21 protein-coding genes are annotated in these 23,792 nt (G+C 57.5%); 7 read left to right on the forward strand and 14 right to left on the reverse strand.

Annotation, left to right across the window (positions count from 1 at the left end):
• Positions 1-461 precede the first annotated feature (461 nt).
• Both ABID19_RS17125 and ABID19_RS17130 read left to right on the forward strand, forming a co-directional pair.
• Positions 462-2,408, forward strand: coding sequence for an acyltransferase family protein (locus tag ABID19_RS17125; RefSeq protein WP_354492158.1), 1,947 nt, complete (start codon positions 462-464; stop codon positions 2,406-2,408).
• Positions 2,409-2,623: 215 nt separating this feature from the next.
• On the forward strand, positions 2,624-4,441 hold the full coding sequence (locus ABID19_RS17130; RefSeq protein WP_354492159.1) for a hypothetical protein: 1,818 nt from the start codon (positions 2,624-2,626) through the stop codon (positions 4,439-4,441).
• A gap of 101 nt (positions 4,442-4,542) precedes the next feature.
• Here the strand turns inward: ABID19_RS17130 and ABID19_RS17135 are convergent, their stop codons facing one another.
• Entirely contained in the window at positions 4,543-5,922 is a 1,380-nt protein-coding gene (locus ABID19_RS17135; protein WP_354492160.1) for a hypothetical protein, read from the reverse strand.
• 121 nt (positions 5,923-6,043) lie between these two features.
• Here ABID19_RS17135 and ABID19_RS17140 point away from each other — a divergent pair, with 121 nt between their 5' ends.
• On the forward strand, positions 6,044-7,063 hold the full coding sequence (locus ABID19_RS17140; protein WP_353024525.1) for an acyltransferase family protein: 1,020 nt from the start codon (positions 6,044-6,046) through the stop codon (positions 7,061-7,063).
• Between the two features lie 424 nt (positions 7,064-7,487).
• Positions 7,488-8,132, forward strand: coding sequence for a GDSL-type esterase/lipase family protein (locus tag ABID19_RS17145; RefSeq protein WP_352937081.1), 645 nt, complete (start codon positions 7,488-7,490; stop codon positions 8,130-8,132).
• 201 nt (positions 8,133-8,333) lie between these two features.
• Here the strand turns inward: ABID19_RS17145 and ABID19_RS17150 are convergent, their stop codons facing one another.
• The 10 genes from ABID19_RS17150 to ABID19_RS17195 all read right to left on the reverse strand — a co-directional run bounded on the left by ABID19_RS17150 (position 8,334) and on the right by ABID19_RS17195 (position 18,384).
• Positions 8,334-9,410, reverse strand: a complete 1,077-nt coding sequence (locus ABID19_RS17150) for a glycosyltransferase (RefSeq protein ID WP_354492161.1) — start codon at positions 9,408-9,410, stop codon at positions 8,334-8,336.
• Between the two features lie 13 nt (positions 9,411-9,423).
• Positions 9,424-10,164 (reverse strand): methyltransferase domain-containing protein, encoded by a 741-nt coding sequence (locus tag ABID19_RS17155; RefSeq protein WP_352937079.1) that lies wholly within the window; start codon positions 10,162-10,164, stop codon positions 9,424-9,426.
• A 61-nt stretch (positions 10,165-10,225) separates the two neighbouring features.
• Positions 10,226-11,140 carry a hypothetical protein gene (locus ABID19_RS17160; RefSeq protein ID WP_354492162.1) on the reverse strand — a complete coding sequence of 305 codons (915 nt, stop codon included), beginning with the start codon at positions 11,138-11,140 and terminating at the stop codon, positions 10,226-10,228.
• Positions 11,141-11,238: 98 nt separating this feature from the next.
• Complete coding sequence (locus tag ABID19_RS17165) at positions 11,239-12,510, reverse strand: lipopolysaccharide biosynthesis protein (RefSeq protein ID WP_354492163.1); 1,272 nt, start codon at positions 12,508-12,510, stop codon at positions 11,239-11,241.
• Between the two features lie 82 nt (positions 12,511-12,592).
• On the reverse strand, positions 12,593-13,210 hold the full coding sequence (locus ABID19_RS17170; protein WP_354492164.1) for an rRNA adenine N-6-methyltransferase family protein: 618 nt from the start codon (positions 13,208-13,210) through the stop codon (positions 12,593-12,595).
• Positions 13,210-13,989, reverse strand: a complete 780-nt coding sequence (locus ABID19_RS17175; RefSeq protein WP_354492165.1) for a glycosyltransferase family 2 protein — start codon at positions 13,987-13,989, stop codon at positions 13,210-13,212. Before ABID19_RS17175 ends, ABID19_RS17170 begins: the two co-directional genes overlap by 1 nt.
• Before the next feature lie 22 nt (positions 13,990-14,011).
• The gene (gene gmd, locus ABID19_RS17180; RefSeq protein ID WP_354492166.1) at positions 14,012-15,106 is read right to left on the reverse strand and encodes a GDP-mannose 4,6-dehydratase; all 1,095 of its coding nucleotides are present in this window, start codon (positions 15,104-15,106) and stop codon (positions 14,012-14,014) included.
• Between the two features lie 156 nt (positions 15,107-15,262).
• The gene (locus ABID19_RS17185) at positions 15,263-16,546 is read right to left on the reverse strand and encodes a sugar transferase (protein ID WP_354492167.1); all 1,284 of its coding nucleotides are present in this window, start codon (positions 16,544-16,546) and stop codon (positions 15,263-15,265) included.
• A gap of 230 nt (positions 16,547-16,776) precedes the next feature.
• A complete protein-coding gene (nusG, locus tag ABID19_RS17190) occupies positions 16,777-17,298 on the reverse strand; it encodes a transcription termination/antitermination protein NusG (protein WP_354492168.1) in 522 nt (173 codons plus the stop codon).
• 495 nt (positions 17,299-17,793) lie between these two features.
• Positions 17,794-18,384, reverse strand: a complete 591-nt coding sequence (locus ABID19_RS17195) for a biotin transporter BioY (RefSeq protein WP_354492169.1) — start codon at positions 18,382-18,384, stop codon at positions 17,794-17,796.
• Between the two features lie 116 nt (positions 18,385-18,500).
• On the opposite strand from ABID19_RS17195, the gene ABID19_RS17200 reads away from it, so the two are divergent.
• Positions 18,501-19,409, forward strand: a complete 909-nt coding sequence (locus ABID19_RS17200) for an MBL fold metallo-hydrolase (protein ID WP_354492170.1) — start codon at positions 18,501-18,503, stop codon at positions 19,407-19,409.
• Positions 19,410-19,412: 3 nt separating this feature from the next.
• Here the strand turns inward: ABID19_RS17200 and ABID19_RS17205 are convergent, their stop codons facing one another.
• Positions 19,413-20,195 (reverse strand): DUF1499 domain-containing protein, encoded by a 783-nt coding sequence (locus ABID19_RS17205; protein ID WP_354492171.1) that lies wholly within the window; start codon positions 20,193-20,195, stop codon positions 19,413-19,415.
• Positions 20,196-20,268: 73 nt separating this feature from the next.
• Positions 20,269-21,897 (reverse strand): fatty-acid--CoA ligase, encoded by a 1,629-nt coding sequence (locus ABID19_RS17210; protein WP_354492172.1) that lies wholly within the window; start codon positions 21,895-21,897, stop codon positions 20,269-20,271.
• A gap of 179 nt (positions 21,898-22,076) precedes the next feature.
• On the opposite strand from ABID19_RS17210, the gene ABID19_RS17215 reads away from it, so the two are divergent.
• Complete coding sequence (locus ABID19_RS17215) at positions 22,077-22,433, forward strand: hypothetical protein (protein WP_354492173.1); 357 nt, start codon at positions 22,077-22,079, stop codon at positions 22,431-22,433.
• A 119-nt stretch (positions 22,434-22,552) separates the two neighbouring features.
• Positions 22,553-22,942, forward strand: a complete 390-nt coding sequence (locus tag ABID19_RS17220) for a DUF427 domain-containing protein (RefSeq protein WP_354492174.1) — start codon at positions 22,553-22,555, stop codon at positions 22,940-22,942.
• A 30-nt stretch (positions 22,943-22,972) separates the two neighbouring features.
• Here the strand turns inward: ABID19_RS17220 and ABID19_RS17225 are convergent, their stop codons facing one another.
• Positions 22,973-23,320 (reverse strand): hypothetical protein, encoded by a 348-nt coding sequence (locus tag ABID19_RS17225; RefSeq protein ID WP_354492175.1) that lies wholly within the window; start codon positions 23,318-23,320, stop codon positions 22,973-22,975.
• Positions 23,321-23,792: the final 472 nt, after the last annotated feature.

Below are 23,792 nucleotides of genomic sequence, written 5' to 3' on the forward strand. Positions count from 1 at the left end.
GGCGGCACGTTCCTGGTCACAACGATCTCGCTCTCTCGTCAGATTTATCGGATGCGCCCACGACGGCCGCCAAGGCTTAGCTTGACGAGTGGGATAGCGCTTCGGTCATAGGCCCGCATGCTTCGCCCGTCCATCGTTCCAGGATAATTTTCAGCGTCGGTGAGAAGCACGGCTCCAGCCTCTGTCACCCTTGCAGCAATGCGTCGATCACGCTTCAGTCAGGAGGTTGTTCTGAGCGTTCAGCTACGCTACCGTTTCCGGACTCGTCAAGTTCAGATCACGAGAATTCGAACCGCGTGAATTTCGACCGCGCAAAACTCGCTGGCTGGCCTCTTATGTAGCTGAGTTCCTCTCTCCCGGCGTCCCGTCCGCAGGTTGATTATCGTGTCGCCTGAGAGTAGCGCCTCGGCTCTGGTTCTTCTATAGACGGGGTACTGCCTCGGGGGACCTGAACACTCAACATGCACACCAGAGTCGGAAGCGCGGATTCGCACCTTATTGGCTATCGGGCGGACGTCGACGGCCTGCGCGCGATCGCCGTCATTTCGGTGATAGCTTTTCACTTGTCGAGATCATGGTTGCCCGGAGGATATCTGGGCGTCGACATTTTCTTCGTGCTCTCAGGATATCTGATTACACTGATATTATGGCGTGAGGCGCTGAAGGGGCAGTTCTCGATTTTACGGTTCTACGAGCGGCGTATCCGCAGAATCATGCCGGCTCTTCTTCTCCTGCTGTTCTCTACCACTATGGCTGCGATCGTGCTGCTGCTGCCTGCCGATTTGATCGGATATGGAAAGAGCATGCTCGCCACGCTCGGCTTCGTGGCAAATGTCTATTTCTGGAGAGATACTGACTATTTTTCGAGAGCTGCCGAGGCCAAACCGCTCCTGCATGTCTGGTCATTGGGCGTCGAAGAACAGTTCTATATCATCTTTCCCCTGCTCATTGCGGCATTTGCCCGCTTTTGGCCCCGCGCGACTTTTCCCGCAATCGCGCTGCTCACTCTCGTGTCCCTGGCGGCCAATTGCCTGGCCCTCAAGATAGGCGGCGCATCGCCGGCATTTTTCCTGCTGCCGACCCGGGCGTGGGAACTTGGAGCCGGGGCCATGATTGCTCTTCTGCCGGCCAGCCTGATACCCCGAGGAACCGTCGCTCGCCTTCTCGGAGCAATCGGTGCGATTGCAGTCCTCATTGGCATCGTCAGCCCCCTTCCTACGTATGGCTCCGTCCCAGTCGCGCTACCTGTGGTTATCGGGGCGATGTTTTTGATCGCCGCCGGTCAGGTTGTGCAGCCACCAGTGAACCGGTTAGTAGCGACGCCTCCGCTCGCCTTCGTCGGATTGATCTCCTATTCGCTTTATCTCTGGCATTGGCCGTTCATCGTCTTCTCGCAATATTATCTCGTCCGCGACCTCAACCTCGGCGAGATGATGATTGCCGTGGCGGGCATGACCGCCTGCGCCATCGTCTCATGGCGATACGTCGAACGCCCCTTCCGCAGTCGAGCCATGCCTGCACGAACGGTGTGTCTTGCGGCCGGCGTCGGCGCCGGCGTGCTTGCGATGATTGCGTCGGCACTGATCTGGTCGAACGGGCTGCCCGGCCGGATGGGCGGTGAGGCCGCGGCCATCAACGCGGCCGTTGGAACCAACTACCGCTGTCCCGTCCCAAATTACCTCCGTATGGGCCAGTCGCGCGCCTGCGTGCTCAATCTTGCCTCTCGCAATCCTTCTGACGCAAATGTCGTTCTGCTGGGGAATTCGCATGCACAAATGTATGCGCCTGTCTGGGAGTCGATATTTGTCGAGAGAGGGTTGCCTGGTCTCCTGGTTCCGGCGAACGGGTGCCTGCCGACAGTGTCCGTCAACATTTCGCGTGAGTGTATTGATGTGGCCGTCGCCAATCTCATCGAGCTTGGCAAGCTTTCAAATGTGAAAACTGTTATTCTTGGTTTGACCTGGGCACATGCGGAGAACGGACTGGTCGATGCAAACGGAAAGACAGTCGACAACGGGGACGACGCAGAACTCGTTCGCGGGCTTGACGATCTGATCGGTCGCTTGCTGGGCTTCGGCAAGAAGGTCGTTCTCATCGGCCCGATCGCCTACCCTGGATGGGATCTTCCTTCCGAACTGAGCCGTGATCTCGCCTTCGGCTGGCCTCTGGAAAAACCGACCTATTTGTCGGCAGAAGAGTTCCAGCAGCAGTATGGGGCGGCCATCCAACATTTCGAGGCGCGCCGCGATATCGGCTTCGCGCGCCCGGACACGGTGTTGTGCGACGCAAGTCGATGCGATTATGTTCTGGATGGACGATCCATATTTGCGGACGCCAGCCATATTGCGCAAGCGGAATTGTTCCGTTTTCGCTCCATCTTCACCGAAGCGCTGGCCACGCAACGCTGAGCTTGTGCATCGGTAAAGCCTTCACCTCGCCGCAATCGCGGTTCTGGATATTGGTATTTCGGTCCTCGAAAATTGCCTGCCGAGCGTCGCCGCCAACCTGCCGTCCAGCCGGATCGGTATAAGGCGCTCGGCCGTCACCTCGACCGATGAACCGCTCTGGCGGTGACGAAGGGCGCCGAATGCGGCGCGATTGAAGAAAAGGTGCGAGCCTCGCAATGATCGCTGATAACAAGCTCTCCCTGACCCGCCGCCGTCTGCTAACAGGAGTTGGGGCGCTTGCAGTCTTGACTACCGGATCGGCAGCCTCGCCCGTCGGTCAATTCCAGGGCCGCATGCCTGAACACACCCCGACGCAAACGCCTGGCGGTCTTGTCGTCTTCGGCGACGATGGGACGGACGTCGCCGCTTGCGTCCGCGCCCTTGCCCGGATCGAATCCATGGGAGGCGGAACCCTGATGTTTCGCCGTGGTGCCTATAACTGGTCCTCTGCAGATCTAAAGGCTCTAGGCCATCCGGGCATTGCGGTTCCGGCCAACTGCACCATCGACGGCAACGGATCGATCATCAACATTACCGGGTCGGAACATACATTCTACGTTTTTAGCGCTGTCGACGTCTCCAAGGTTACAGTCGCCGATCTGACCGTCATCGGCAATAGCATGTCGAACGGCTACAATAACGGCGCATTCATGAAGTTCGCCCTTAGCGCGGCCGCAAAGGCCAGCATCGATACGTTCACGATGGACACTGTTGAACTTCAGAATTTCAAGGCGCCGTGGTGGGTCTTGGTCTACAATGAAAGCCCCTCCAATCTAGAGGTGCAGCATGTACGCATCAACGGCTTGCGGGGTATTTCGCGGCCGGGTAACTCGCTCGACCCAGCGTACCGTGGCGCCAACTCGGCTGTCATCAACATCAGCAGCGTGGCATCGGAACCTGCCGAAGCAGCTAGGGCGATCGTCCGTGACGCCATCGTCACCGGCTTCTACGCCGAAGCGACGCACATCAAGCAAGGAATTATCTTCAATAACAACGTCCACGACAGCGAGATCCGCGATGCCGTGGTCCACAATGCCGGACTGGTGGGCGGCCATGACGACACCGGCTGCTACGCGCTCCAGATCTATGGTGCCAATAACCGCAACATACGCATCACCGATCCAGTCCTGATCTTGCCGCGCGATAACGGCATCTATGCGGTCAACGGCTCCGGCCTGGTTATCCGGAATGCGACGGTGCATGGCCAGTCCAGCACCATCGACGGGACATTGCCAAAATCGGCGCTCGCCAGCAACAGCGTCCGGGATGTCGTCATTTCGGGCGGAACGTTCAGCAAGAACGTGACCGATCTCTATCTTGGAATCCGCGGCAGTGAGGCCAATGTCCGTGTCGAGGGCGTGCAATGCGCCGGGGCATCCAAGGCTGGCATCTTGTTGCAAGGCGCCAGCGCCGGTGCCGGTGGTGTGACTATCACCGGGGCGCGGGTAGCCGCCGATTCAACGGCGCATGCGCTCCTTTCCCCAAACGACACCATTCACTACGTCAACGACGTGCATATCGCAGATTGTAACTTCGCCACCACATCCCTCACCGCAGTGACTGTGTCCGCCTCACCCACGCCGGCTCGAAACTGGAGTTTCAGCAACGTGACCTGTACGTCGCGGGGGACACCGTTCCAGGCCAATCAATTTGGCGGGCGGATGACCATCCAGGGCATGCGGCTAGTGCTATCGGGTGGCGGTACGGAGGGGTACAGTGCTTTCCGCTGCTTTGGCGCCGGCGCGATGATCGTCGACGGCTTGACCATCGCCGGCCAAAAGGTAGGCAGCACCATGGACACGCGGGGTTTTGTCGGGTCGTTAACGAACATCCACGGCGAGAACTCCCACACGCAGCCTGTCCCGACCTCGGAAGGGACGGTCCGACCGACATTCCCAGGCTTCCCGGGCGCTCGCATCCAGAACCTGGCACCCGGCGTGGGGACGCATCGCGAGTGGCAATGGCAGCACGGAGGATGGGTCGAGACTGGATAATCGAGGTCAAGGCACCTACGGGCCGCCTCGTCCAGCCGGCGATTGTCAGCACGCACGCCATTCCGGATAGAGCCTATACGCAACAAGGCACGGTCGATCGTTCATTTGGAAAGTCGGGACGGCATAGCGTGGTCCCGATAGGCTATCCCCTGTTGGCGTGGCGCCTGGGGCTGCGGCACGCCGTAGGCTATCATCATGACCATAATCAGACCGCCGCCCGTGATGAGGCTGGTGAAGAGCGACGAGTTTCCAAGGGACATGATGAAGGGGATCGAAACGGTCGCCGCGAATGGCAACCGGTCCGGCGTCACGACCTTGTTGGCTAGGCTGAGAAGCAGGCCGAGAACCACCCCCATGATCACCACGCCCGCCAAACCGTAGGCTGCTACGCCGTCCGTAGCCCAAAAATTGGCGTTGGCGTTGAACCCGCTTCCTCCGACGAGATGGGCGCCGGCGACATATCCGAGCGGCACTTTGTAGGGATAGTCAATGATCATATTGATGATGTTTACATGTGACCAATAGGTCAACGGATTGACGGAAAACGCATCCGCATACACGCCGGTCATCGCACCTTGAATGCCGAGGGTCCGCATATAGATCAGCGCCACGGTGTCCATCGCCGGCCCAACCGGCTGGTAATTTGTAGCTATAAGGATTGCGAGCGCAGAAAATGTCAGCGCTACAAATCCGAACGCAAGGCGAGACGCTGCAATGCGGCCCTTGCTGAGCACGAAAAAGTAAAACCCGAACGTGACGATCAGGATCACCAGCATCATCTTTCCTGCGAACGCCATGAAGACCAGTATCTGCCCCACAAGCCCGAGCGCTATCGCCCAGCGGCGTGTTCGGTCGAACAGTCCAACCGCCAGAAGATAGGGGTTCATCGCATTCGACAGCCACCCCGTCAGATAGAGCGCGAGTGTGCTCGTCTGCGCGGAGCCAAATCGGGCGCGCTGGTCGTAGATTTCGTCCATACCGGACAATGACATCATTCCCCGGTAGGTCGCGACATAGAAGGCTATGGCCGCCAGATAGAACGCTAGGAAGAAAAAGAAGAACGTGGTTACCGAAACCTGACGAATGAGAGAATACGACTTGAAGTGAATCATTTTCGGGATATAGACTATCAAAAAAAATGACGCAGCCACTGAAACAATCAGCCACGACGCCTCAAAAGAGGTATATCCCTGTCTTGCAACAATAAGAACGGATGGTATGAAAATTGTTAGATACAACATCCAGCAAAAAAAATCAGAATACCTTTTGATTGAAACCGGCAGAATAAATGCAAATGCGGCTATTATACAATAAGCAAGAACGGCATCATTTTCATTGTAGACATAGCTAAAGCCGAGATAAAAGAAGCTTACAGACGCCCAATCGATATAGACGTCCACAAACATGATGACGTAGACCGCCACCCACAGCAGGACGAACATCCGCGCGTAGCTAATATTCCCCGGCCTCAGGTATTCCAATTGCCCCGTCCTTGTCGAGCTGATATGCGGCGTACGTCCCGTATCATCGAAGCCTTACCGCCGCCAAAAAGGTGCGTCCATAACTAATTCACCCTCCCGCCCCTCATTCCTGGCGCTCGACCTGCTGCGCGGGGCATCGGCGCTGATCGTCATGATGGCGCATCTGCGAGGCTATTCGCTGCCCTCCTACGGCGCGCTGCCGGCTTCCGACAAGGGTCTAATCACTGCTTTATTTTACGCCGTCACTCGTCCCGGACATCCGGCGGTGATGGTTTTTTTCGTCCTCAGCGGATTTCTTGTGGGCGGGCAAGTCATCCGCCACGTGCGGGACGGGCGCTTTGATCTCCAGCGCTACACTGTTGATCGGGCGACCCGTATATTTCTTCCGCTGATCCCGGCCCTGCTGCTGACGGCTCTTGTCGGAATCAGCGTTAGCTCCGTCTTTCCGATCCAGGACGTTGTCGCGCACATCGCCGGCCTCAACGGCGTCGTCGTCCCCACCGTGCGGGCCAACGCACCGCTCTGGAGCCTTGCCTACGAAATCTGGTTTTATGTCCTGATGGGCTGCGTTGGCTGCGCGTTTTCCCGACGCTCTCTGCCTGCCTGGTCGTTCGTCGGGCTCGGCAGCGCTGCCTTGGTGTTCAGTGTTCTCGAAGCTCAATACCTGCTGTTCTGGCTGCTTGGAGCGCTGGTGGCTGCCTATCCGCCGCGCTCATTGTGGGTCACATATACAGGGCTCTTGGCGTTCATAGGCGGGATTTTTCTTTCGCAGATGGTCGGGGACGGCGGGCCGTGGGCCGGCTACGCAACGGGACCAGCCGATGCGATCCTGTGCGTTGGGCTCGCCGCGCTCCTTCCGGCCCTCTGTCACCAGCAAGTGAACCGTATACTGGAACCCGCCGCTTGGCCGATCCGAAGCTTGAGCGCTATGTCCTACTCGCTCTACATTTTTCACTACCCGGTGCTCGTCTACCTGACTGTCAACTTTATGCCTGCGGCACCAAGGTTGGGCGGTGGAGGCATCACTTTGCTGGTTGTCAAAGGTGCGATCTGCTTTGCGGTTTGTTTGGTTTTCTATTTGCTCTTCGAGCGAAGGACGGTGGCTTTCCGCAACCGGATCAACGGCACAGTTTCGGCCTAACCGTTAGAGCCTACATCGGCGCGTATCCGGATGTATCCCGTTCAAACATGTAAGCAAGAAAACTCAACACCTTGGCGGGTGCGCTAATGCGCGCGCCTTCCTCGGGCGGCGACCTCTGCCCTGGGGCGAGGGCGTTGTCCGGTCTCATGTCGCAAAACACCAAACCACAGCGCTGGGTGGCACCGTGCATTCAAACTTTATCGAAGCTCCCACTATTCGGTATTATACTTCAAAGGGAAGTCGTGGAACCCATAGTGACTAGGGTCGGTTTTTGACCTGCTCAAGGGCGATCGGTGGAGGTATGAGGCTTTCGAGGGGGATGTAAATAGACAGCCACGTTTCCTCAGTCCAAGGCGTTCCGCCGTCATGGCGGCATTGAAGAGGCCCTTCCGCCGACGATGGGCATAGCAGTTGGGCATTCAGTATGAACAGGATGATGATACTGCTCTCCGGCGCGGCCCTGTCGGTTCTGTTTGGCGCAGACATCGGCACAAGCGCCCCATATCCTCAGTGGCGAGCCAAGGTGGACGAATTCCGTCAATTCAAAGGCCACGCCGAAATCGTCATGTTTGGCGATTCCCTTACTGCGAATGGCAATTGGCAGGAGATGTTTCCCAAACTGTCAACAATCAATCGTGGCATATCCGGAGAGCGCGTCGGCAGCGCGCTCCTCAGGCTAGATGAGATCACCGCAGCACGACCTAGGCTCGTTTTCATCATGCTCGGAGTAAATGATATTCGCAGGTCGGTGAGTCCTGACCGCGTGGCTGCCTCTTACGGCAGAATCATTGATCGCTTGGCGGTTGTGGATGCCATCGTCGTCCAGTCGACATTGTTTACAAGTGACATGACAACCAACGCCGCAATAAAACGGTTGAACGGCTCCCTGGCAGCGCGGTGCTCGCAAGTTGCAAACTGCCGCTTTCTCGACCTCAACGCTGCGCTATCTCGAAATGACCGCATCCGGCCGGAGTTTACGACTGATGGCATCCACCTCAATGGCGACGGCTACCGGGCATGGGAGCATCAGATCCGCCCAATGATGGCTGCAATTCCAACGAAGCAATAATATTCGAACTGATGGACCAGCATCGCGGCGATCTGGATTTGTTGCTTGCCGTCCCGAGTTTTCCCCAAGCGGCAGTTATCCGCTACAATGAGAATAGGAGCAACAATGACCAGCACACCTAGCGGCATCGTCGTGGCTGCGCCTCGGTACAGTGGGACTGTCGTAGGCCGATAAGGCGGTTATCAGCGGTCTAATCGTTCACTACACCAGTTCAAGAAACCGCTCAAATTGACGTTTTTTGCTGTACTCTTCGCGAATTGCGTGATGCCCGGCCCAACCGATTATGTCCCAACTTCCATCATTCAATTGCCGTTCGATTGTTTCCGATGCGTCCTGCGGCTGCTCATAGACGGCCATGGTCTGCCCGTCGCGCATCGGTGAAGGGTAGATGCCCGAGTCTGAAACCAGCAGGGCTCCGGAGCCCATGGTTTCGAAACAACGCATATTTCCACGATCCGGGCCGGCCATATCGATCGAGGCATTGACGACGATCTTGGCTCTTGCAAGCTGCGCGTACATGGCGCGACCGAACACGGGAGGCGCGCTGACCTTGCGGATCGCAGGCGGGCGGCGAACCGCCCTCAGAGGACCGAACCAACCAAGCGGGGTCTCGGCGAGCGGCGTGTAGCGTGACAGATCCAAATGGAAAACAACGCGGTAGCGACCGGCAAGACGTGCGACCGCTTCCAATATCTCTCGCCGACGCTGATGATGGCGACTGTAACCGCCGAAGAAAAGGACATCGATGTCCCTGTTCCGATTCGCAGCCACGCTATCGAGTTCCGGATCGTGAGCGGGGAAGAAATGAGCCGTCTTGGCGCCCTGCTCTTCCCAAAGTTGTCTCATGGACGGGAAATTACAAAGCACGAGGTCGTAACCGGAAAAGTCAATCTTGCCCGGTGCGGCGCGCCAGGCAATCTTTCGTTTCACGTGTCCAGGCAAGCGGCGGACAAAAGCAGCGTCGTAACGAAACGGGTCGAGATTGTAGAAGATATCCGTCTTGTGATGCTCGATCTGGGCAAGGAGGATATCGGCCAGCGGCGTTTCCTCGCCAAGCCCGTTTTCGCGCGCCCACGCCCGCTGCACCGATTCGTCGTCACCGTTCGTAAAAAAGGTTTCCGGATGTCGACCGAGTACCGGCGAGAGAATATGCGCCGCGCCGTAACGGTCATTCAGAAATACCTCCTTCTGCTGCTCGAACCCACTGATCCCCGCGACGAGACCGGCAAGTCGGGGTCGATAGCTTGGGGCAATCCCAGAATTCTGAAAAAGTCGCATGGTTCCGTTCTTGCTATTGCGTGGGTTTTGTAGCGCTGATGACGAACCCGGAACAGAAGATGCGCCAGTTCAGGGCCGCGCAGAGGTTTTCGAACAGCGCGACGGAAAGATAGGCCGGCAGGAAGAAAGCAAAATAGTCGCTGGCGCGGTAAAACGACTTGGCGTCTACCTGCTCGAATCCCTGACCGCGAAAGAGCTTTGTCATATCCGAAGGGGAGCAGTGGTCGAAGAAGGCAGGATAGCCGGTAACGCCGACCGCCGCAGGCCTGAGGTATGGAATCAGCCATCTTTGCATGACCGGTCCGACGATCCGCAGTGCCACCGAATAGGGATGCCATTTCGACGGAATATAGTGGTGCATCACGCCACCTGGCCGCAGCGCCAGGAACATGGAGCGCGCCGCCGCCTTGTTGTCGGGCACATGCTCCATCAATGTGATCGAAATGAGCATGTCCGCCTCGACATCAACGGGCCGCTCGATCGACTGGACGACAAACTGATCGTAGATGCGATAGCAGTCCGGCTTCTCCTCGATGTCCAGACCGATATAGGTGAAATCCGCACCGCGCTCCAGAAGCGGCCGATCAATGCCGCCGACCTCGAGGATCGCTGACGGCTTCAGGCGCGCAACGTCTTCAGCGATACGACGCTCTAGCTCCGCCTTATATGACGGCGCACCGAAAATTTGGGGAAAGTGGTGTTCGAGCCATGCTGCTGCGTTCCTGTTCCAGCCGATAAACCTGTTGAGAATCACCGCACTCCTCTTCCTGCCAGCCGGGCGAATTCCGGACCTCGTCATAGTTGCACCAGCCAGCCTAGGTCAGCTCGCCTTGCTTTTCTCGATTTGTGAATTGTGTCCTGACCTGCTTTATGAACACGTCAGGAAGTGGCGCCTCGCCACGGAAGCTCGTTTCACGGGCCGGATCGTCGTTTACTGCGACGATCGCCTGGTTTGGATAGGTGATGCGCGGCACCTGTCCAAAAAAGGCAGCCCACAGGTTGAAGTTCGAGCCAGCTCCGATGATCACGCTTGCCTGGGCCATTTCCAGCATGTGCGTGACCGATTCCGCGTCGTTGGCCCGGCGTATGTTCGGAAGACCAAGCAGCGGAACAAGGTCAGCATCATCTCCGTCGGAAAAGACGCGGGCCGGCATGCTGGTACCCAGTGCCTCGCGAAGGGCGACAAGGCTGTCGCAATACCATTCGATCGGAAGCCGCTGGTTGTGCGTCTTCGCCTCCACCTGGTTCACATCGAAACGAGAGAAGTCACCAAGACGTACGTGGATAGCGAGGAACGGAGAGGCCGGGTCTTCCGGCAGGTACTTTTTGCGGGTGATCCGACGAAACGCGTCGTACAGCACCGGACCGTTACCGCGGACTTCATGGAAATGTTTTTCGAAATTTGATGCCACGGTGTTCTTGAAGACAACGACCGTGTTCCCGCCGTCATGTGCAATGGATGGGGCGGCCTCCGCCGAAACCTTTCGTGCAGTTGCGAGGAGTACGGTGCGCCACGGTTCGCCGACATAGCCCTTATTGTTAAAGAGCCTGAAATACTCGCGCTTGTCCCGTTCGCGGCGCAAATAGGGACCGATACGAGGACGGAACCAACGCGGCCCAAGCATCTGCGCGTTGTTTTTTCGGCACCATATCTCACAGCGCGCCCAGGCGAGCATGCTGTGACCAAGACCGAAACGGCCGATATCGGGATAGCCATAGAGATGTGCCATGAGCGCCTGTCTTATTAAAAACGCCAGAACTCAGCCGATGTTCGGCAATGGATCCAGGATGCTGATTGCAAATAATGCCGATGAACACGAGGCTATCTTCACAACGTCGTTTTCCCGCTCTCTGTTGCCTGCAAGCTGACCAGTCTCGTTGCACGATCGGCCAGCAGAAGGTGAATAGCATAAGTGACGGCGGTCGCCAGCGCATACCAGACCATGACAGTGTTGGGATTGTCGGCACCCACCCAGCCGAGCCCGCCGAAGACGCACAAGGTGAAAAGAAACCGTCCCACCTCCCAGCTGAATTGAAGCGACTGGCGATCGATGACAACAAGAGTCATGGTCAACGCCGTGGCGACAAAGCGCACATACGCGATCGGAAATCCAATCACGCAGAGTTTGCCGGCCATAGCCCAATCGGCGCCAAAGACGAGTGGGACGAGGCTCGGCGAAAGCGCCATCCCGAGCATTGTCGGCAGCAATCCGATGGCAAGAAGCTGAAAGAGCGAACGTCGAAACACTCTATTCAGCCCTTTCTTGTCGGTGCGGTAGAGCGTCGACAATTCGCCGGTGAAGACCTGTGAAACAGCTACCGCTATGACGCCCACCGGCATCAGGATAAACCGTTCGAGGAGGGCGTACTGTCCTGCGGTCTCCAGATTGAACAGTGCCAGAAAGGCGAATGGTGCGACCGCGGCGCTAAGAGAGGAAAGAAGGGTTCCCGGGAAGGTGAGAAGTCCATATTTCTGGAAACGAATTGCCGTAAACTTCATCTCCGAAAAAGAGAGAGGAGAGATCAAAGTGCGCCAGAGTTTGCCACTCTCGAAGAGCACGCTGATGGCCCCGAAGGTCCGGCCGAATACATCAGCCAGAATGAGACCGACGCCGATGACCGGAAGAAAGGCAAACCCAAGTGCTCCAAAGGAGAACCCTACCGATTGCAAGATTTTGGACCGTGCGCTCAGGCCATAATTGCGGTCGCGGATCGGCAAGAAGGTGAGCATCTGGTAGATTCCCGCGACGGCCATCGCAACGGGTAAAAAGAAGACAATGCCCCGCAGGGATAACAGGACACCCGGCATCAACCAATCGACAGCGCCGGCGACAAGAAGAGCGACCATGCTGGTCCAGATACAGAGCCGAAATGTCAATTTTAGCAGATTTTCATAAACCCTTCCCGGCCGCGCGCTCAGAAGCGCGACCTCGTAGCGAAATGCCACGAACATGACCGCTATGTTCAGTATCGAAACATAGATCTGATAGCGGCCGAACGCTTCAGCATCATAGAGCCGTGTCAGGATGGGAAGAACGGCAACTGCAATTATCTGCGCAATCACCGACCCCGACAGGACGGTCAGGATGCTTCGGAACATTCCAGATCGCCAGATAGGAAAATAAGGGCAATTTTCGCCTGCAACCTGCTTGAAACAGGAGCGTGGCGTACGCGGTGTCCGTTCATTTTGCCGTTCTTTTGCGAACCGCGATGAACTGATCGTTGAGAACGCCATGAACCCATTCTGGCGCAGGCAACACCTCTTCCAACTTCTCCATCACTTCGGCCTTCCGCGGCCATCCCGGCTCGACGCCAAACAGGCGAAAGTCGTCTACGATGACCGCGCAGAAGTGATCCAAGTTTGCCTGGATGAGATCAAGCTCTTTCAACACGGGTTCCGGTTCGTCACCTTGACCGGTAATACCTCCGCTGAAATGGCCATCCAGAAAGATAAGCGCCTTGCTTACCCGTGTAGCAATTTCGGGCAGCAGCTTGGACCCGTCACCGAGCAGCAATTCTACATTTTTCCGCCCTGCGCAGCGCTTGCTGGCCTGATGATACAGCGCTTCGTCAATTTCGACTGAGATCACCTTCTCAAACAGGTGAGACATTCGTTTTGTCGTGACCCCCTTGTAGGAACCAATTTCCACTGCCGTCGTGGCGCCCGTCATGTCCCTGCAGGTTTTCATATTGTGCAATTTCGTTAGCGAATGCGGGACAAATTGTCGGTTTCGCAGCTTCGCAACGAGATCGAGGACATAACCTCCGATCGGCTCCAAAATGCTTTTTGGGTCGTTCATCAGATAGGCTTCTTCATGTTTGGATTATCGCCTTGTTTTAACAAGAACTGTCCGATTTTACGCATTGGCTTCGCAACAAGTGCGTAGTCGACAGGGCCTGCCCCAAGCCAGCGGCGACGTGCCCGCAGCGCTTCCAGATTGTGCCCGATGTGGGAGGCAAGGCTTCGTGTGCTGGCCCCGCCAACCATCATGTCCACCAACACGTGGCTGGTCGCAGCGGTCCGGAACCCGTGGAGTTCAACTGCTCTCAGCATCCAATCATAATCTGATGCCACTTTGAGGTTGAGGTCGAACGTCCCGACGGTTTCCGCCACCTTTCGCCTGACGTAGAATGTTGGATGGGCCGGCATCCATCCGGTCCGAAAGCCCTTGGCGGGTCGGGCTGCAGCACGCCAACGGCGTACGACCCGCTTGGTCAGGTGGTCTTCGACAAAATCCAGGTCGCCATGCACGATGTCGGCTGTCTCGAGCCCTGCGGATATCCGCCCCAGCACAGTAGGATCGTGAAAGCAATCGTCGGAATTCAGCACGCCTACCGCGTCGCCGGCATAGAGGCACAGCCCTTTGTTGAGCGCATCATACATTCCGCTGTCGGGCTCGCTGAGAAGCCGAATCTGGTCCTGTGGGTAAGACCGGACTATTGCCAGTGTATCGTCCGACGAATTGCCGTCGATGATCACCAATTCCTTGTCGCCATGGTCCTGGATCAGGAAGCTATCGATCGTATGCCGGATTGTCGCCGCGGAATTCCAACAGACGGTCAAGACCGAGATTTTCATATCGACCCGGCCCAACCGCCGCTTACTGTGCCGCCACGCGAATGCGATCCTCGTCGAGGCGCCGATGTTCGGACTCCCGCCTTACCGTTTCGAGATCGGACTGGATCATTTCCTGGACCATCGTGGCGAGCGACGTTGTCGCCTTCCACCCGAGAACGCGCTCCGCTTTCGAGGCGTCGCCGATCAGAAGCTCTACTTCGGTCGGCCTGAAGTACCGCGGATCCACCTCGACCAGAACAGCGCCGGATTTTGCATCGATGCCTTTTTCGTCGATGCCGGAACCAACCCATTGGATCTCGGTTCCGACCTCGCTGAATGCAAGCTCGACAAAACGGCGGACCGAGTTCTTCACCCCGGTTGCAAGGACGTAGTCATCGGGCACATCATGCTGGAGAATTCTCCACATGCCTTCGACATAGTCGCGGGCATGTCCCCAATCCCGTTCAGCCGATAGATTGCCGAGGTAGAGCTTGTCCTGAAGACCGAGGCTGATCGCGGCAGCCGCGCGCGTAATCTTGCGGGTAACGAACGTCTCGCCGCGCATCGGGCTCTCGTGATTGAACAATATGCCGTTGGAGGCGTGGATATCGTAAGCTTCGCGGTAGTTCACGGTGATCCAGTAGGCGTATATCTTTGCCGCCGCATAAGGTGACCTGGGATAGAAAGGCGTCGTCTCCCGCTGCGGAATCTCCTGCACCTTGCCGTAGAGCTCGGAAGTCGATGCCTGGTAGAAACGCGTCTTTTTTGTCAGGCCAAGCAGCCTGATCGCTTCGAGGAGACGCAATGTACCGATCGCGTCGGCATTCGCGGTATATTCCGCCGTTTCGAAGCTCACCTGGACATGCGATTGTGCGGCTAGATTGTAGATCTCGTCTGGCTGCACTTCCTGGACGATGCGGATGAGGTTGGTGGCGTCGGTCATATCACCATAGTGAAGCGACAGCCTTACGTCCTTTTCGTGCGGGTCCTGATAGAGATTATCGATACGACCGGTGTTGAACGACGAGGAACGCCGCTTGATGCCATGGACATCGTAACCCTTTGCCAGCAGGAGTTCCGCCAGATAGGCGCCATCCTGGCCGGTAATGCCTGTAATGAGTGCGGTTTTCCTGGTCATTGTGCTTTCTCCAAGCTCGATACGACGCTATTTTCAACGCTGATCAGAGCAACTTTAAACATTACGAATACCCATTTTCAAAAAGCTGGTGGCTATCCCGTCCCATGGGGCTGGAGAGCGGCGGCTGGGGTACATCGACAAACGATCTTCGCCCGGTCAACGCGCGCCAAAGCCTGTCAGCATGGTTCGGATGGTACGAAACACAATCAGCACGTCGAGCCAAGGCGAAAAATTCTTGATGTAGTAGAAGTCGTAGTGGAGTTTTTCCAGCACGTCGTCCACTGCTGCAACATGGCCCTGATTGACTTGCGCCCATCCGGTAATGCCGGGCCGGACAATATGTCGGTATCGATAGAATGGCAGTTCAGCCTCATACCATTTCGAGAGTACGAGTGCTTCTGGACGCGGCCCGATCCAGCTCATCTCGCCGCGCAGAATGTTGAAGGCCTGCGGCAATTCATCGATCCTGGATTTTCTGAGGAACTGCCCTAGGCGAGTAATGCGCGCATCGCCGGCCTTTGTGATGGCTTCGTCCTTTTCGTCGCCAACCGTGGCGCCGAGTTTCATTGTCCGAAATTTGTAAACCTCGTAGACCTTTCCTCTGTACCCCATTCTTTTTTGACTGAATAAGGCCGGGCCAGCCGAGTCCAATCTTATCGCTGCCGCTACAAATAGGAGCAATGGCAAAAAAATTATAAGAACAAACAGCGCTGCAATCCAATCAACTGTCTGCTTAATCTTCAAATAAGCCTGGTTAGGGTTCAACGATCCTAGAGTATTTTCAGAAAGATGCTCAATCTCTACTCGACCTGTGAGCGACTCGCTGATCTGTTTGACATGGTAGACTGGCGTCCCCGAAAGCGCGCGATCGGCAATATACCGCTCCCACTCATCCGAAAGATCAGAACGAAGATCGGCAACGACACCATTTACCCGGTCAATGATAGTATCGGGCGAGGCAAGCCAATGCCAGTTCACGCCGCCGATCTCTTCAAGACGGCCTACGGCCCCCCCTGGAATCACGGCGAGGCTGTAGGGATCCAAGCGCCTGCTCAAGATGCTCAGGCCGAAATACCAGAGAATTGACAGTGTCAAGCTGCTGGCCGCCTGGAAAGCACTGTAGTCGATACGAAACAAGAAAATTGCCAGGTACACCAGCCCGTAGCACAGGGAAAAAGTTGGCAAAATATAGCCGGCGGCCGCAACACCCGGGAAATTTCCTATCCGGCGAAACGAAAAGAAACCAGCAGTATGCGCAACAATGCCTGCAAAAACCGTGATCTGCAGATTGGAATAATAAATTATTTTGGCATCCACAGCCATGCGAATCAATGCGGGCGCCAGAATTGCAAAAGCTAGTCCACCAAGGAGTTGAAATCTAACCCGGTGCAGTAGGTGCCGTTGAGTTTGCGGCTTTATGATCGGAGCATTCAATTCCAAGCACTCTCTGCGAGATTCAGCTCGATAATTCGTATAAGATCTCAATCAAAATTCACCGACGAGTCCGATCGACACGCCGAAGCGGGCCGGTCAGCAGCCCTCGGTTGCCCATCGTTTCGGCTGTCTCGGTCAAACATGCAGCGGCTCCAACAATGGCTACCGCACTCCCGGGTGAAACCCGAGAGCCGACTTTGCAACAGTGTACATCGCATAACCTAGGGTCATTTCGATTATGCGATCGCGACGAGTTCCCTTGAATCCATGTCAACAGGGATCTCGCCATTCATGATGGCAACCAGGACCCGGGCTCTCCCGGCTGGATCGAGCCGGTCAAGGCGACCGATCATCTCCGCGAAAGGACCCGAGAGAATTCGAACCGCTGCGCCCGCAGCGAGGCCTCCGCTGAAATCAAGCAGGCCGTCCCTGCCGGTCAGTGCTATGAACCGCTCCACCAACCCCGAGGGGACCGGCAACGGCCGCTCGCCCTGCATGATGAGCGAGCGCACACCGAATGTTCCATTGACCGACCGCCAACGCTGCAGCGCGACATCGAGGGAGATGAACATGTATCCTGGAAAATATGCCGCCGCGCGCGTCTCGATGCGCCGGGCATGACGTGTCGTCTTCTCGCAGCGTGGCACGAACGGGTGAAAACCCTGCATCCGCAGATGCCGTTCGGCGACGTCTTCCTTTCCCGGAAATACACTGGCCGCGTACCAGCGCGCTGCGGTGCCAGCCGCGGGCTGTTGCAACGATACCGTCGTCTTAACAGTCGTTTTTTCCGGGCTGATCACGCGACTCACTCTCGGCGGTTTCGGCGTTTTCGAGGTCAAGGGTTACGACAGCGTGGAGATACCAGCAAGCAACTATCTCGCCAGAATCGACGCGGCTCGTCGAAAAAATTCCTGCTAATTGCCCGTCACTTTAGCCACACCTAAAAACATCGAGCCGCTTTCTTTTTTAGCTATCGAAGCAGCGGTATCGGGCAATTACGCCGATGTGTAGCTGCCTGGTTACGCTGGCTCGCGATGAATCGCTGGCTGTTCTGGTCCTTAAGCCGTCGATTTGAACATTGTGTGACGGTATCGTTAGCAAAGTGTTGCATAGCAGATACCGACCAATTGGCGCTGGGCCTGCGTTGACGGGAAGTCCCTGCAAGCACTGACCGAAACAGGACCACTCCACGCAATCAATCCCGGTGGTTGCGTGGAGCCGATCAGTGTCGCGTCCGATCCGTCGACCGGCGTTCAGGAGCGTTTGAGCAGCGACCAGACAGCCGGCACAAGGCTCGCCGCCAAGCCGACTTTGATCAGGTCGCCGACGATGAAGGGCACGACACCGAACTGCCATGACTTTTCCGGGCCGATAAGCAGTGCCAACCAGGCAAAGCCCATCGCCATCATGATGATTTCGGCGACCAGAAGCGCATTGAAGAGCTTGACCGGATGGCGATCCCAACCGCGATCGGCGGCCCAGCCGACGATCGCCGCCATGATCACGAAGCCGGCAAGATACCCCCCGGTCGAGCCGAACATGTAAGCGATGCCGATGCCCTTTTCCGGTGTGCCCTGGAAGACCGGAAAGCCCATGGCGCCCTCCGCCATGTAAAGAAGCAGCGTGGCGACGCCGAGGCGCATGCCGAAAGCCGCGGCGATCAGGAAGACGGCTAAGGTCTGCATCGAGATGTCGACCGGTCCGAGCAAAACCCTCGTCTTGGCCGACAAGGTCAGCAGCAGCGTTCCGACGATCGCAAGCAAAAGCTGCGTCGCCAGGCGGGCAGCGCCCTTTTCAGGCAAAGCGAGAGAAACAAGCGGACGCATCGTCGTTGCAATTGCCATGGTCTTCCCCATTTCCGGATTGCCGCAGATTGCGGCTTCACGTTTTCCTATATTGGCTTCCGTGTTATGCGGCAATCGGTTTTGCCGCCCTCCAACAGAGCTGAACGACATTCGCAATGGCGCTGAAATTCGACACAGACTTCGACCCGTCTTACGGCAAGAGCATCACCGTTGTGCCCAACGTGCTTCGGATTACCGCAAAAAACCCCAGCCCGTTCACCTTTCACGGCACCAACAGCTACATTGTCGGGCGCAACACGCTGGCGGTGATCGATCCGGGGCCGGATGACGACGCCCATCTCGAGACACTGATCGAAGTGATCGCAAACAGGCCGGTCAGTCATATATTCGTCAGCCACACGCATCGCGACCATTCTCCGCTGGCGGCGCGGCTGAAGCAGCACACCGGCGCGATTATCCTGGCCGAAGGCCCGCATCGCCCGGCGCGGCCGCTGCGCATAGGCGAGGCCAATCCGCTCGACGCCAGCGCCGACACCGCGTTTCATCCGGATGTCGTGCTTGCCGACAGTACAGTGATCGACGGCGATGGCTGGGCGATCAGAACCGTGCTGACACCGGGTCACTGCGCCAATCACGCAGCTTTTGCGCTGGAACGAACCGGTGTCCTGTTTTCGGCCGATCATGTCATGGCGTGGTCCACCTCCATCGTCGCGCCGCCGGACGGCGCCATGGCCGATTATATGGCCTCGCTGGATCGCCTGATCGAGCGCGACGATCGCCTCCTGCTGCCCGGCCACGGCGGCCCGGTGACTGCGCCGCACAGCTTCATGCGCGAGTTGAAGATACATCGCAGGATGCGCGAAAAAGCGATTCTAGAACGGATCAGAAATGGCGACCGGACGATCCATGACATGGTCAAGGCGATTTACCGCGATACGGACCCGCGCCTCCATGGTGCGGCCGGACTGTCAGTGCTTGCCCACCTGGAGGATCTGGTTGCGCGTGGCCTGGTGAGCGCCGACGGAGACCCGGCCATCGACGGCATTTTCATCCCTGTCGTGTAGGCGCTATTCGGCCGGGGCCGTGCCCACCTGGCCGGCGATTTGCTGATCCAGCTCGGTGAGAAAACTCACGATGCGATCCGCATTGTCGCCAAGGTCGTAGCGGCCGTAACGGGAGGCCGAACGCATATCGACGATGACCGCATCGCCGTCATCGATCACACGGATGGCGACGTCGGCGGGAAGGCCGATGATGAAGCTCTTGGCCAGAGCCTCGATCGTTACCTCACCTTGTCCGTTCGCGTCGGGGAACGGCGCTGCCAGCTGCCAATCCCGCCGATCGAGCACGGTTTGGACTGCTTCCAGGACGCGATCGAAATGCAGATTGTAGCTACGCCCGGTTACAAGCGGATAGGCTTCGGCTTGCAGGCGCTGCTCGCCCGGCGTCGATGGTGAAAGCAAGTTCATATCCCCGGTCCGGGTGCTGGCGTCGAACATCGGTGGATCGTCGAAATCGGTCGAGACGTCGCTGAGCGGTGGATAAGTCGCCGCCCGGTAGGCAGCAATGCCGTAGGGAACGAGCACCAGAAGTGCCAGCAACGTGCCGACGGTAAGGTCGCGACCGCCACGGTCGCCGAAATTCCACAGTCTCGAAAAGGCAAACCCGGCGAACAGCAGCGCAGAGGCGGAAAGCAGCGCGACGATGCCGAGCACCCAAAGAAAAGCCGGCGTTTCGACGAGGCCGTATCGATGGCCGACGAGAACGATCAGAAGCAGGATCGCCGAAAAAGCGCCTGTCCGCCGCGACCAGCCGGCCGCCCTCGACGTCCCTCGAACTGGAATTTCCATTATCCGCACCGCCCCGATCCGAACGGCTCCTTAGAGTCCCTTGGCGGCTTGAAGGCGAAAGACGTCACCTCCGTCAATCCGTCGGCAGGCGATAGCCCCTGAATTGCTGGCGCAGGGTGGTCTTCTGGATCTTGCCGGTGGCGGTGTGGGGAATTTCGCCGACGAAGGCGACGTCGTCCGGCATCCACCACTTCGCCACCTTGCCGTTCATGAAAGCGAGAATATCCGTCTTGGTCGGCTCCCGGCCCGGCTTGCGGACGACGACAAGCAAGGGCCGTTCGCCCCATTTCGAATGTTGGATGCCGATCGCGGCTGCCTCCGCCACATCCGGATGGCCGACCGCGAGATTCTCAAGCTCGATCGTCGAAATCCATTCGCCGCCCGATTTGATAACGTCCTTGGCGCGATCGGTGATCTGCATATAGCCGCCCGGGTCGATATGGGCGACGTCACCGGTATCGAACCAGCCTTCTTGATCGAACTGTTCGGATCCGACGCCGCCATAATAGGCGCGCGCGACTGCCGGTCCGCGGACCTTCAAGCGCCCGAATGTCTTGCCGTCCCATGGCTGCTCCTTATTGTCGTCGTCCGTCACCTTCATTTCGACACCGAACGGCGGATAGCCCTGCTTGCTCTGGATGTCGAGCCGGGCGTCGCCCTCGAGCCCGGCACAGTCCGGCTTGAGGGTGCACAGGGTGCCGAGCGGCGACATCTCGGTCATGCCCCAGGCATGGATGACCTCAACATCGTAGTTGTCCTGGAACTTCGTGGTGAGCGCACGCGGGCAGGACGAGCCGCCGATGACGACCTTTTTCAGGTAGGGAAGTTTCTTGCCGGTCTCCTCCAGATGCTGGAGCAGCATCATCCATACTGTCGGCACGGCGGCACTGAACGTCACCTTTTCGGCGTCGAGCAATTCATAGATCGAGGCACCGTCCATCTTGCTGCCAGGCATGACCAGTTTGGCGCCAATCATCGGACCGCTCTGGCCAAGACCCCAGGCGTTGGCGTGGAACATCGGCACAACAGGCAGTATGGTATCGCGCGAGGACAGCCCCATGGCATCGGGCATCGCTGCGATCATCGCGTGCAACACGTTCGAGCGATGGCTGTAGAGGACACCTTTCGGATCGCCAGTCGTGCCTGAGGTGTAGCACATGCCGGCGGCGGTGTTTTCATCGAACGTCTTCCAGGCGAAGGCGCCGGTGCCTTCGTCAAGCCATTGCTCGTAGGCAACAACGTTCTGCAGCGTCGTTTGCGGCATGTGCGCCTTATCGGTCAGCACGATCACCTTTCTCAGCGATTTGACCGCGCCGGCAATCTTCTCAAGCAGCGGCATGAATGTCAGGTCGACGAAGATCGCCTTGTCTTCGGCATTGTTCATGATCCAGACGATCTGCTCGCGAAACAGGCGCGGGTTGAGCGTGTGATAGATCGCGCCGACACCCATGATGCCGTACCAGGCTTCGATATGGCGCGCCGTATTCCAAGCCAATGTGGCGATGCGGTCGCCAAGCCCGAAACCATCACGATCGAGCCGTTCAGCGACCTGCAAGGCGCGGCGATGAATTTCGGCGTAAGTGGTCCGGACGATCGGGCCCTCGATCGAGCGCGACACGATCTCGCGTTCGCCGTGCTGCCTGGCTGCGTTGTCGATGAGCTTGTGGCAAAGCAGCGGCCATTCCTGCATCAATCCGAGCATTCTGTTCCTCCCATTGGTTTTTGGCCCATTGTGGGACGAACCAACGGATTGTCCAGCCATGACCGGGCCGAAGTGGTGCATTGACCGAAAGACAGGAAAAATCGCCACAATCCGGCCATCGTCGGCGTTAACTTTGATTAATGGGCAAGGGGTGCGATTGGCGAATGAAAGAGGTTCGCATGGACGCGCAACTCGACGACAAGACTCTTGAAAATACGCTCGCCGAAAGCCTGGCCGATTTGGTGCCGGACACTAAGACCGTTTCCGAAGACGAATTCGTCGAAGTTGTCGGCGGCGCCCTTGAGGCGGTCGGCGGCACGCTGCTGTTCAAGATGTGCGTTCAGAACGAAGGCGAAGCTCAACACGTTGCCGCGGCATGCGTCGGCGATGGCGGCAATCGTCAGTTCTTGCTTCTTACCTTGCCGACCGTCGGCGGTGCGCTCAAGGTCGAAACCACGTCGAGAAGCAGCAATCCGGTCGCCGGTATTGCCGCCGCCTATGCGGGCCTGATGGACGCGTTTCAGACTGCGGCCTGACCCCTCACGGCGAGGAATTCGGCAGTCATGCAGGGCCTGAGCGGGTGGGCCTGCAGTCGAGCGGCCTTGCGCAAAGCGTGCTCCCGACACACCTTAGGGTCGATGCAAGGAGAACAGCCATGGACCAGATCGCCAATCCGTCACCCGGCTTTCAACGCAACCCGGATAAAGTGATTACTGTCGAGCCCTATGTCGGAACTGTGACCGTACGCGCCGGCGACGCGGTCATAGCCTCATCGACGAAGGCCAAGGTGTTGACCGAATCGCCCTATCCTTCAGTCCTCTACATCCCGTTCGAAGACATCGATTTCGACCAGCTTCGCAAGACGGAACTGTCGACCCATTGCCCTTACAAGGGCGATGCGAGCTATTGGAGCGTGCTGCCTGCCGCCGAAGCAGGCAAGGAGGCGATGTGGGCGTATGAGCAGCCTTTCGACGAGATGGTCGAAATCCGCAACCACGGAGCGTTCTATCCCAACAAGGTGACGATCGAAGCCGAGCCAGCCTGAGCAGGGACGACTTGAGGCTTGTCTGATCGATCAGTCGGCGACGCCGCTGAATCGCGCAGAGCGACCCCGGACGACATCTAAAGCGGTCAGGCAGGGCCGGTTCGACTTCATTGGCAAGATGGGCGACCCGGTCGTCTGGCAACTGGCCGAAGTTGCCCGGCGCAGCAACGGCAAAGGCAAGTACTTGCCCCGGCTATAATCGGCCAAGGATCCGGATCGCGCCGTCAGACTGCTTGGCGCGGCGCCGGCCGCGAAGCCGCCGACGGCGCCGCCAGGCGCCTGGATGAATCTGCTGAGGGCGCCAAGGTCGGCGTCGGCGAGGACGAGATCCACACCTTTCTCGATATCGAGATCAGCGGGCATGGCTTCGATGCCCATGGTCGGCCGATCATCGGAATCCGAAGAGGCGTGCTCGCGGCGCGTCTGCGCCCAATAATGGCTACGGGGTTGTGAGCGAGCACTTATCCACTGTCTATCCACAACAAAATTCGGTTCGAGAGTAGGGAGCATAGATTGGCCAAGAACTTCGCTTAACGTCGACAAGATTTACCCTTCTGGAAATACATCTTTTGTATATAATGTATATACTTAGATATTACGAAGCCAATTATAGATCACTAAAACATTATAAATCGGAAATGCAAGTATTTTACGAGAGTCAACTGAGAATTTTGTCCGAAGTTATGCATTTTTTCCTTAAAGAACAAGGCGGGTGTAAGTAATAATGTCTTTCTGAGTAGGCGCCATATAAGCGATCAAAATTTCTATCAAGGGGTGCGGGTATGTGATTTGTAGCTAATATACCCGTCGAGTAGGCAGGGCACCGCGGGGCGCTAAGAAAATAAGAAAA

The sequence above is a fragment of the Mesorhizobium robiniae genome, assembly GCF_040545535.1.
GTDB classification, from domain to species: domain Bacteria; phylum Pseudomonadota; class Alphaproteobacteria; order Rhizobiales; family Rhizobiaceae; genus Mesorhizobium; species Mesorhizobium robiniae.

Coding starts and splice junctions, on each gene's coding strand:
- ABID19_RS17215 (WP_354492173.1), top strand. CDS start 22,077: ATGGACGCGCAACTCGACGACAAGACTCTTGAAAATACGCTCGCCGAA.
- ABID19_RS17150 (WP_354492161.1), bottom strand. CDS start 9,410: ATGCGACTTTTTCAGAATTCTGGGATTGCCCCAAGCTATCGACCCCGA.
- ABID19_RS17175 (WP_354492165.1), bottom strand. CDS start 13,989: ATGAAAATCTCGGTCTTGACCGTCTGTTGGAATTCCGCGGCGACAATC.
- ABID19_RS17210 (WP_354492172.1), bottom strand. CDS start 21,897: ATGCTCGGATTGATGCAGGAATGGCCGCTGCTTTGCCACAAGCTCATC.
- ABID19_RS17225 (WP_354492175.1), bottom strand. CDS start 23,320: ATGGGCATCGAAGCCATGCCCGCTGATCTCGATATCGAGAAAGGTGTG.
- ABID19_RS17165 (WP_354492163.1), bottom strand. CDS start 12,510: ATGTTCCGAAGCATCCTGACCGTCCTGTCGGGGTCGGTGATTGCGCAG.
- gmd (WP_354492166.1), bottom strand. CDS start 15,106: ATGACCAGGAAAACCGCACTCATTACAGGCATTACCGGCCAGGATGGC.
- ABID19_RS17200 (WP_354492170.1), top strand. CDS start 18,501: ATGGCGCTGAAATTCGACACAGACTTCGACCCGTCTTACGGCAAGAGC.
- ABID19_RS17160 (WP_354492162.1), bottom strand. CDS start 11,140: ATGGCACATCTCTATGGCTATCCCGATATCGGCCGTTTCGGTCTTGGT.
- ABID19_RS17220 (WP_354492174.1), top strand. CDS start 22,553: ATGGACCAGATCGCCAATCCGTCACCCGGCTTTCAACGCAACCCGGAT.
- ABID19_RS17195 (WP_354492169.1), bottom strand. CDS start 18,384: ATGGCAATTGCAACGACGATGCGTCCGCTTGTTTCTCTCGCTTTGCCT.
- ABID19_RS17170 (WP_354492164.1), bottom strand. CDS start 13,210: ATGAACGACCCAAAAAGCATTTTGGAGCCGATCGGAGGTTATGTCCTC.
- ABID19_RS17205 (WP_354492171.1), bottom strand. CDS start 20,195: ATGGAAATTCCAGTTCGAGGGACGTCGAGGGCGGCCGGCTGGTCGCGG.
- ABID19_RS17130 (WP_354492159.1), top strand. CDS start 2,624: ATGATCGCTGATAACAAGCTCTCCCTGACCCGCCGCCGTCTGCTAACA.
- ABID19_RS17125 (WP_354492158.1), top strand. CDS start 462: ATGCACACCAGAGTCGGAAGCGCGGATTCGCACCTTATTGGCTATCGG.
- ABID19_RS17145 (WP_352937081.1), top strand. CDS start 7,488: ATGAACAGGATGATGATACTGCTCTCCGGCGCGGCCCTGTCGGTTCTG.